Annotated in this window: 6 protein-coding genes and 1 riboswitch; of the genes, 2 read left to right on the top strand and 4 right to left on the bottom strand. The window is 39.9% G+C overall.

The features are described 5' to 3' along the window. Positions 1-700: 700 nt before the first annotated feature. Positions 701-2059, top strand: coding sequence for a hypothetical protein (locus C200_RS02285; RefSeq protein ID WP_016211192.1), 1359 nt, complete (start codon positions 701-703; stop codon positions 2057-2059). A gap of 44 nt (positions 2060-2103) precedes the next feature. Here C200_RS02285 and C200_RS02280 read toward each other — a convergent pair whose 3' ends face one another. The 4 genes from C200_RS02280 to C200_RS02265 form a co-directional block, all read right to left on the bottom strand. Continuing rightward, the gene (locus tag C200_RS02280; protein ID WP_016211189.1) at positions 2104-2562 is read right to left on the bottom strand and encodes an NfeD family protein; all 459 of its coding nucleotides are present in this window, start codon (positions 2560-2562) and stop codon (positions 2104-2106) included. Between the two features lie 24 nt (positions 2563-2586). After that, positions 2587-3507 (bottom strand): SPFH domain-containing protein, encoded by a 921-nt coding sequence (locus tag C200_RS02275; RefSeq protein WP_016211187.1) that lies wholly within the window; start codon positions 3505-3507, stop codon positions 2587-2589. Between the two features lie 126 nt (positions 3508-3633). Then, a complete protein-coding gene (locus C200_RS02270) occupies positions 3634-4416 on the bottom strand; it encodes an exodeoxyribonuclease III (protein WP_016211186.1) in 783 nt (260 codons plus the stop codon). An 89-nt stretch (positions 4417-4505) separates the two neighbouring features. Next, positions 4506-6005, bottom strand: coding sequence for a bifunctional ADP-dependent NAD(P)H-hydrate dehydratase/NAD(P)H-hydrate epimerase (locus C200_RS02265; RefSeq protein ID WP_016211190.1), 1500 nt, complete (start codon positions 6003-6005; stop codon positions 4506-4508). A 117-nt stretch (positions 6006-6122) separates the two neighbouring features. Next, positions 6123-6224: riboswitch (TPP riboswitch) on the top strand. Between the two features lie 102 nt (positions 6225-6326). Between C200_RS02265 and thiC the strand changes: the two genes are divergently transcribed. Next, positions 6327-8210 (top strand): phosphomethylpyrimidine synthase ThiC, encoded by a 1884-nt coding sequence (gene thiC, locus C200_RS02260; protein ID WP_016211188.1) that lies wholly within the window; start codon positions 6327-6329, stop codon positions 8208-8210. Positions 8211-8343 lie beyond the last annotated feature (133 nt).

Genomic DNA, 8343 nt, shown 5'->3' with positions numbered 1-8343 from the left:
GTCTTTCGCAACTCCGCTCTGCTAAAAACCCGAACCTACCTCGGCCTACTCACCCCGTGCTTAGCACTCCATGGCTCGCAGCGAAAGAATCTTTTGATTCTTTTGTATCTTGCTTAGGTTAATGCTCTCGTGCGGATTCTCTCATATTTTAAGTCTTTCTCCTCATCCTAGGAAAAGCTTCTGGAACTCCGCACAATATCTAATGAAATCCTAAGCGATTAAATTATACATTTATTAAAAATTTTTATATTCTAGAATTTTTAAAATTCACCCAGAAAAATAAAACACCAATTAAATCAAAATATAAAATATTTGTTTTTTATTTATATTTATAAAAAATCACTATATAATAGTCATACTATTACCACAGACTAGCAAAAAAATTATTTATCACAGTGAATAGTAGGCCTCACATAGCACCTTCATTAACCACTCTTAAATTTAAAAAATAAAGCCACAAAAAATACATTAATTAATATCATTAAAAATAGTAGACATAATAAAAAAAATTAATCTATCATATGTTAATAACAATATTATATATTAAGTTAAAACTTAAATTATTAAAAATCTAATTAAAAAAACTATATTTAATAAATAAATATACCAGATTAATACTAAAATTATGTGATATATCCAAACAATAGAAACCAACCTTCCTACTGTCTAAAGTTAGAGGTTAAAGATTAGAGATTCAATAATGAAATTTGAATGCCCAATTACGCTAGATGAATTAAACCCAAGAGAAGTACAGATATATGCAGTAAAATCACAAAAAGATGACGGCAAAAATAGCAACCTATACTCCATCCGTGGTATCGAAAAGGCAGCCTTTAACCAGCTAAAATTCTGCCCAATAACACGGTCAACAACATTTACTCCTTTAACCTTTGATGAATATTTAACAATTACTGACAATAACCAAAAGAACCCATCTATTGTTGAAGTCACTGTTGTTTCTGAAAAAAAGTTTAAAGAAAAGCTTCCCAGTAAAAGTGAAATCAACTTTTTAACTTATGCTAAATATGCCAAAGATTTAGTGGCTGCTTTAAGTATGCTAACCAGAATAAGATTAAATAGCGAAGAGAATCAACAATTCCTTATCAATCATACTCAACACGCCTTAAATTTAACTTATGCTCTAAGTGCGTTAGGGCAAACTAGATTAGCTAACCAAGAAAATTGGCAACTTCTTATCAATCATATCCGATATACCGAAAATTTAACTTATGGCTTACATGCATTACAACAAGCTGGGTTAGCTAATCAGGTGAATTGGCAGCTTCTTACTAATCATGCTGAATATGCCTCGAATTTGACTTATGGCCTGGATACGTTACGAATCATTGGGTTAGCTAACCAAGCAAACTGGCAACTTCTTAGCAATCACTCCCAATATGCTCAAAACCTAACTGAGGCTCTAAATACTTTGCAACAAGCAGGATTAGCGAGTCAAACCAACTGGCAACTTCTTAGCAATCACTCCCAATATGCTCAAAACCTAACTGAGGCTCTAAATACTTTGCAACAAGCAGGATTAGCGAGTCAAACCAACTGGCAATTTCTAGCAAAGCACGCTGCACAAGCTCCACAACTCGCCGACGGCTTAGTTAACCCCAAGCAGCCATCAACCAATATTAAACCAATACTAAAGGCACATTTATTAAAAAATATTACTGATCACCTAAATCAAGAGAATGATACGAATTTTAGCGATTGTAATGCAGTAAGACGTTTATGTTTTATTGTATCGGCTTGCCAAACGAATAAAACAGAAATAATAGGCCAGCTTGCCGAGCTTTTAAACCAACCTCAATATTACTTACTTAAAGAAGAAATCTCCCCGAATAGTGAAGCAGTTCGTAAACGAGATATCCGCAGTTTCGCCAGGTATGGAGCAAAAAGTGATAGCAGATATTTTTTAAACCTTCAAGATCGCAGGAATAAACGCTATTTCTCAGGCTTTAAACCTGAGAAGATAGCAGAAGCAGCCTTACTTTTTGAAAGAAACCAAAGGCTCGCACTCCACCCTCATGATTTAGCAGCAGCCTTAGAATAAATCAATAGCTGATTAATATTTTCAAGCAAATAATCATTAAGCATTTAAGACTCATCAACAGCTTGAACATGTACTTCATTAGCAAGCACCTGAGCCACTCGTACTTTTCTTCCTACTGTAATTTTTACTTCACTAACAACTTTCCATTGTGTACCTGCAATTTTTACCTGTATCGATTCACCAGGGCTTAATAACGCAGGTAGGATAAACTCATGACCAATTAAACGTTGCGCACGTTGGTTAAGATGAGGACGTTCAATTTTTTCAGGGTGCTTTTTCCAGTACATACGCCAGATAATAACCGCTGCTATACTAAGTACAGCGAATAATAAAAGTTGTATTTCCCAAGCAATTGGCACTGCCCATAAAATAATGCCAACAATTAACGCTGCAACACCACTCCAAAGCAAAATTCCACCCGCACCAAGCACCTCGAGCACTATTAAGACAATACCAAAACTTAGCCAATGCCAATATTGCAATTGATTTAATAGCTGCTCCATAAGTAACTCCTAAATTAATACAAATTAATTTTCTTTAAAGGTACTTTTAATAATTTCCCCAATACCACCGACAGAACCTATCAATTGACTAGTTTCCAATGGCATCATAATAACTTTTTGATTTTCTGCTGAGCCAATAGTAGACAAAGCTTCTATATATTTTTGAGCAATAAAATAATTAATCGCCTGAACATTGCCCGTACTTAGCGCATTAGACAATGTTTCAGTCGCATTCGCCTCAGCTAAAGCTAAACGTTCACGTGCTTCTGCTTGACGAAATGCCTGCTCTTTTTCTCCTTCTGCAGCCAGAATCACTGCTTGCTTACTACCTTCTGCACGCAAAATTTCAGATTGACGTAAACCTTCAGACTCTAAAATCGCCGCACGCTTATCACGCTCAGCCTTCATTTGCCTAGCCATCGAATCTACTAAATCAGAAGGTGGTGCGATCTCTTTAATTTCAATGCGTGTAACTTTCACTCCCCAAGGGCCGGTCGCCTCATCAATCACCGTGAGTAACTTTCTATTAATACCATCACGCTTCGACAACATACTATCTAAATCCATCGCACCTAAAACGGTCCGAATATTAGTCATCGTTAAATTACGAATCGCATGCTCTAACTGGTTGACCTCATAAGCTGCCTGAGCGGCATCAATCACCTGGAAGAACACCACAGCATCAACACGTACCATCGCATTATCACGGCTGATAATTTCCTGTGATGGAATATCTAAGACTCGTTCCATCATATTAAGCTTAGCACCAACGCTATCAACCATTGGTATAATAAAGGCAAGTCCTGGTTTTAAAGTATGTGTATAACGACCAAAACGCTCCACCGTCCACTCACTACCTTGCGGGACAATTTTAACGCCCATTAATATCACAGTAATTGCCAAAACAACCAAGACAATTACGACAATACCCGCACCTGAAATCATAATATCCTCCCAAGTTTTACTTATTGTTCACTATACCGCGTTTATACTCAGTTTGCTTTATATTACCCTCATCAAATCAAAAGTTAACTCCCTGCTCAATTTACTTAAATAACATTTACACGCCTTTTAAATTAAGCCAATTAAATCTTTATAGTCAATAATCAATGGTGCATGATCCGAAAAACGCTCTTCTTTATAAATACTTTCACCAGCTACTTGATCTTTTAAACCCGGTGTAATCAATTGATAATCAATACGCCAACCAACATTTTTGGCCCACGCCTGACCCCGATTTGACCACCACGTATATTGGTCCGAGTGTGAGTTAACCAAGCGAAATGCATCAACAAATCCCACATCATTGATAATATCATCCATCCATGCACGTTCAGCAGGTGTACACCCTGAGGTTTTCTGGTTTGACTTAAAATTTTTAATATCAATTTCTTGGTGAATCGTATTCCAATCACCACAAATAATATATTCCCGCCCATCGCCCCGATAACCTTTTAATATTTCCATAAAGTAATGCATAAATTGCCATTTACGTTCATGACGCTCTTCAGAAGAAGAACCTGAAGGTAAATATAAAGACGCAATACTAAGCTTGCCAAAATCTGCTTGAATATAACGCCCTTCCGTATCAGCAATCTCAAAGCCCAAGCCCGTATGCACTCGATCTGGCTTTTTTTTACTATAAATTGCTACACCGCTATAGCCTTTTTTTTCTGCATCAAAGAAATAACGATAGTAGCCTGGCGGATTAAAGAGTTTATCCTCCAATTGATGTTCTTGTGCCTTCGTCTCTTGAATACAAATAACATCCGCATTTACCTGATTTAACCAGTCAAAAAAGCCCTTACGTGCTGCTGCTCGAATCCCATTTAAATTGGCAGAAATAACTCTCATATGACCCTCCTAAAAAACGGCAGCATGCCAGCCTAGATCTCAACTGTCAATTCAGGCTTGCTCTCACTTTAAAATCAATAGATTAAACCTTAGACTCTTAACTCCTGAATAATATCCGTAGCAAGTAAACCTGCTTCACCTTGTTGCAATACCAAGCGATCCGCTATCCCCGCATGTAAAGTAACAGCATATTGAGCTGCAAGACGAATCGACTTTAATTGAAATACCAACCCAGCAGTAATTCCTGCCAACACATCCCCCATCCCAGCCGTCGCCATCCCTGGATTACCATAAGGACAAACATAGGTATGATTATTTTCATTATCTGCAATTAAACTACCGCAACCTTTTAAGATCACACAGCCTTGATATTTTCGCTGTAATTGCCAAACAGCATGAAAACGATCCTCTTGGATCTGCTCACTAGTACGCATTAATAATTGAGCTGCCTCCCCAGGATGTGGGGTTAATAACCAGTTATCATAACTTAATGGATTTTTAGCTAACCAGGTCAATGCACCTGCATCTAAAATTAATACTTTATTTAGCGACATCGCCAGACGTATCACTCTATCCATCACCGATAAACCACAGGCACTATCAACCAAACCAGAGCCGATCAATAAAGTATCCGCCGGGCTGATCAGCTCCAATAATGCATCACTGCGAGTGTGCTCATTCAAGCCATAGCTTATTAACTCTGGTTGATATAAGGATACAAGCCGTGCATGTGACTCTAGCGTTGCCAGCTTGACCACACCCGCCCCCGAGCGCAAAGCCGCCGTCGCTGCCATCAGCCCAGCGCCGAGCATACCTGAGCCACCAGCGATCACCAATACATGACCATAATCACCTTTATGGCTATTTTTATGGCGCTGAGTCAATAACTCCGGCGTTTGCTGCAATAACATACTATTAACAGGCTCTTTTTTATAAAGAGCCGCATCTAAGCCTAAAGAGCGGTAAATGACTTGCCCAGCATACTCAGGCCCATCACCAGTATACAAGCCCTGCTTATTACCAATAAAAGTAATCGTTTGCTGTGCACGCACTGCCTCTTGCCTACACACACCACACGTCGCATCCAAACCGGAAGGAACATCTAGACTAACACACGCAACATCTAGCCGATGAGTCAATTGATTAATAAAGCGAATGGCCCTTAAGTAATCCCCCTGTAACTTACCTTTAAAGCCTATACCCAGCAACGCATCAATAATCACAGTCTGCTCTGTGCATATTTGTTCAGAGCAGTTTAAGCTAGAGATAACCACTCCAGCCTTGACAACCAGCTTTGCCGCCTTGTGTACATCACCAGAGAGTTTATCTATATGGCTTAAGGCCTGAACGAAAACCTGCCAACCTGCCTGCTTAGCAAGCGCAGCAACAATATAGCCATCCCCTGCATTATTACCTTGACCACAAAAAATAAGGAGTTGATTCTTTGCTGGATAATGCTCTTGTAAATATGCAAAAGCTTGAGCACCTGCTTTTTGCATCAGCTCAAAACTATTTATATTAAATTCATGCATTGCCACCTGATCTAATGACCTGACTTGTTCAGCTGTGTATAAATTTATCTTTTCCATCACGGCTCCCTCTCAATAATGACTCAAATATATTCAATTCCCTCGAGCACCCGCGCCTGCTCTCTCGCTATTTTAGCGATAAACCTTTACATTCATCCACCCTTAGGATATAAACCAGGGTAAAGCTAGGGGTATCCAGAAAACTAAATACTGGATTGAGAGAGTCTCTTAGAACCTGATTCGGTTAACACCGACGGAGGGAAGCTTTGCTAGGCACCTTGCACAAATATAGCGCTATACCTACGCTGTTATTTAAATACTAGGTCTCCTGCATTCCCATTCCCTCCCTATCTCATTAATTTTGGGGAGAATTTTAAATCCATGTCTATAAAAAATAATCATCGTGCTGCCACTAATCCATCCCAAGAGTTTAGTGTCGCTGAGCGCTTACGCCAACCTTTTACCGGCTCAAAAAAAATATTCCAACAAGGTTCACGTGATGACTTAATTGTCAGCATGCGTGCAGTAGAGCAAACCGATACACCCTTAGAGCATGGGATAGAAGAAAATCCAGACATCCCACTCTACGATACCTCCGGCCCCTACACTGACCCCACTATTCATATTGATTTGCGTCAAGGCTTAACTAGTACCCGCAGCGCTTGGATAGCAGAGCGTAATGATACTGAGGAACTGACCAGTTACAGCTCAAACTTCACTCAACAGCATCTAAATCAAGAACAATGGAAAGTGCCGCAATTTAAGCGCATTCGCAAACCATTACGTGCTAAAACGGGTCATAATGTCACACAAATGCATTACGCCAAACGCGGCATGATCACCCCTGAAATGGAATATGTTGCTATTCGTGAGAATGCCCGCCGCCAAGATATTCAAGAGCAGGCTTTAACCTCACAGCACTTAGGTGCACACTTTGGCGCGAATATTCCAGCAGAGATTACCCCTGAATTTGTCCGTACCGAAATTGCTCGTGGCCGTGCGATTATTCCGGCAAATATCAATCATCCAGAAATCGAGCCAATGATTATCGGCCGTAATTTCCGCGTCAAAATTAATGCGAATATCGGCACCTCTGCTGTGACTTCATCCATCAGCGAAGAAGTAGAAAAAATGATTTGGGCTACTCGCTGGGGCGCGGATAATGTTATGGACTTATCCACAGGAAAGCACATTCATGAAACCCGTGAGTGGATTTTACGCAACTCACCGGTTCCTATCGGCACCGTACCAATTTATCAGGCACTGGAAAAAGTCGATGGAAAAGCAGAAGAGCTGACCTGGGAAATTTATCGGGATACCCTGATCGAACAAGCTGAACAGGGTGTAGACTATTTTACTATTCATGCCGGTGTCTTATTGCGTCATATTCCACTAACAGCCAAACGCATGACGGGCATCGTCTCCCGCGGTGGCTCGATCATGGCAAAATGGTGCCTAGCTCACCATAAAGAAAGCTTTTTATACACACATTTTCATGACATTTGTGAAATCATGAAAGCCTACGATGTATCATTTTCCCTCGGTGATGGTTTTCGTCCAGGCTCTATCGCCGATGCCAATGATAAAGCCCAATTTGCTGAATTAGAAACACTCGGCGAGCTAACGAAAGTCGCCTGGGAACATGACGTACAAACCATGATCGAAGGCCCTGGACATATTCCAGCCCAATTGATCAAAGACAATGTCGATAAAGAACTACATGATTGCTTTGAGGCTCCTTTTTATGTCCTTGGCCCATTAGTAACAGATATCGCTCCAGGCTATGATCATATTACCTCAGGTATTGGCGCCACCATGATCGGTTGGTACGGTGCAGCTATGCTATGTTATGTCACCCCAAAAGAGCATTTAGGCTTACCAGACAAACATGATGTACGTGACGGTGTGATCGCTTATAAAATTGCTGCCCATGCTGCTGATATTGCCAAAGGTTATCCAGGTGCCCAAATCAGGGACAATGCCTTATCAAAAGCGCGTTTTGAATTTCGCTGGGATGACCAATTTAATTTAAGTTTAGATCCTGAAAAAGCTCGCTCTATGCATGATGAAACCATGCCAAAAGAAGCGCATAAAGTCGCACATTTTTGCTCTATGTGTGGCCCACACTTTTGCTCAATGAAAATCACCCAAGACGTTAGAGATTATGCAAAGCAGCAAAGCTTAAATAATAACGATGCACTCAGCCAAGGCATGCAAGAAAAAGCGAGTGAATATAAAAACTCAGGGCTTTATAACAAAATATAATCAACTGCTAATTTAATTGCCAAATAAATATAAAAGCCTCAACTATTATGCTGAGGCTTATATTCTATAGCGCTCAACGAATAGTTTCTGACATTGACTTCATTACTTGACTAAGCGCTGTCTCTAAATTTAT

It is taken from the genome of Piscirickettsia salmonis LF-89 = ATCC VR-1361 (assembly GCF_000297215.2).
Lineage (GTDB): Bacteria > Pseudomonadota > Gammaproteobacteria > Piscirickettsiales > Piscirickettsiaceae > Piscirickettsia > Piscirickettsia salmonis.
The sequence above is the reverse complement of the archived record's forward strand: the minus strand, read 5'-3'. Positions and strand labels throughout refer to the sequence as shown.

Excerpts from the sequence above, each read along its gene's own strand:
- C200_RS02280 (WP_016211189.1), bottom strand. The coding sequence starts at position 2,562 with ATGGAGCAGCTATTAAATCAATTGCAATATTGGCATTGGCTAAGTTTT.
- C200_RS02265 (WP_016211190.1), bottom strand. The coding sequence starts at position 6,005 with ATGGAAAAGATAAATTTATACACAGCTGAACAAGTCAGGTCATTAGAT.
- C200_RS02270 (WP_016211186.1), bottom strand. The coding sequence starts at position 4,416 with ATGAGAGTTATTTCTGCCAATTTAAATGGGATTCGAGCAGCAGCACGT.
- C200_RS02285 (WP_016211192.1), top strand. The coding sequence starts at position 701 with ATGAAATTTGAATGCCCAATTACGCTAGATGAATTAAACCCAAGAGAA.
- C200_RS02275 (WP_016211187.1), bottom strand. The coding sequence starts at position 3,507 with ATGATTTCAGGTGCGGGTATTGTCGTAATTGTCTTGGTTGTTTTGGCA.
- thiC (WP_016211188.1), top strand. The coding sequence starts at position 6,327 with ATGTCTATAAAAAATAATCATCGTGCTGCCACTAATCCATCCCAAGAG.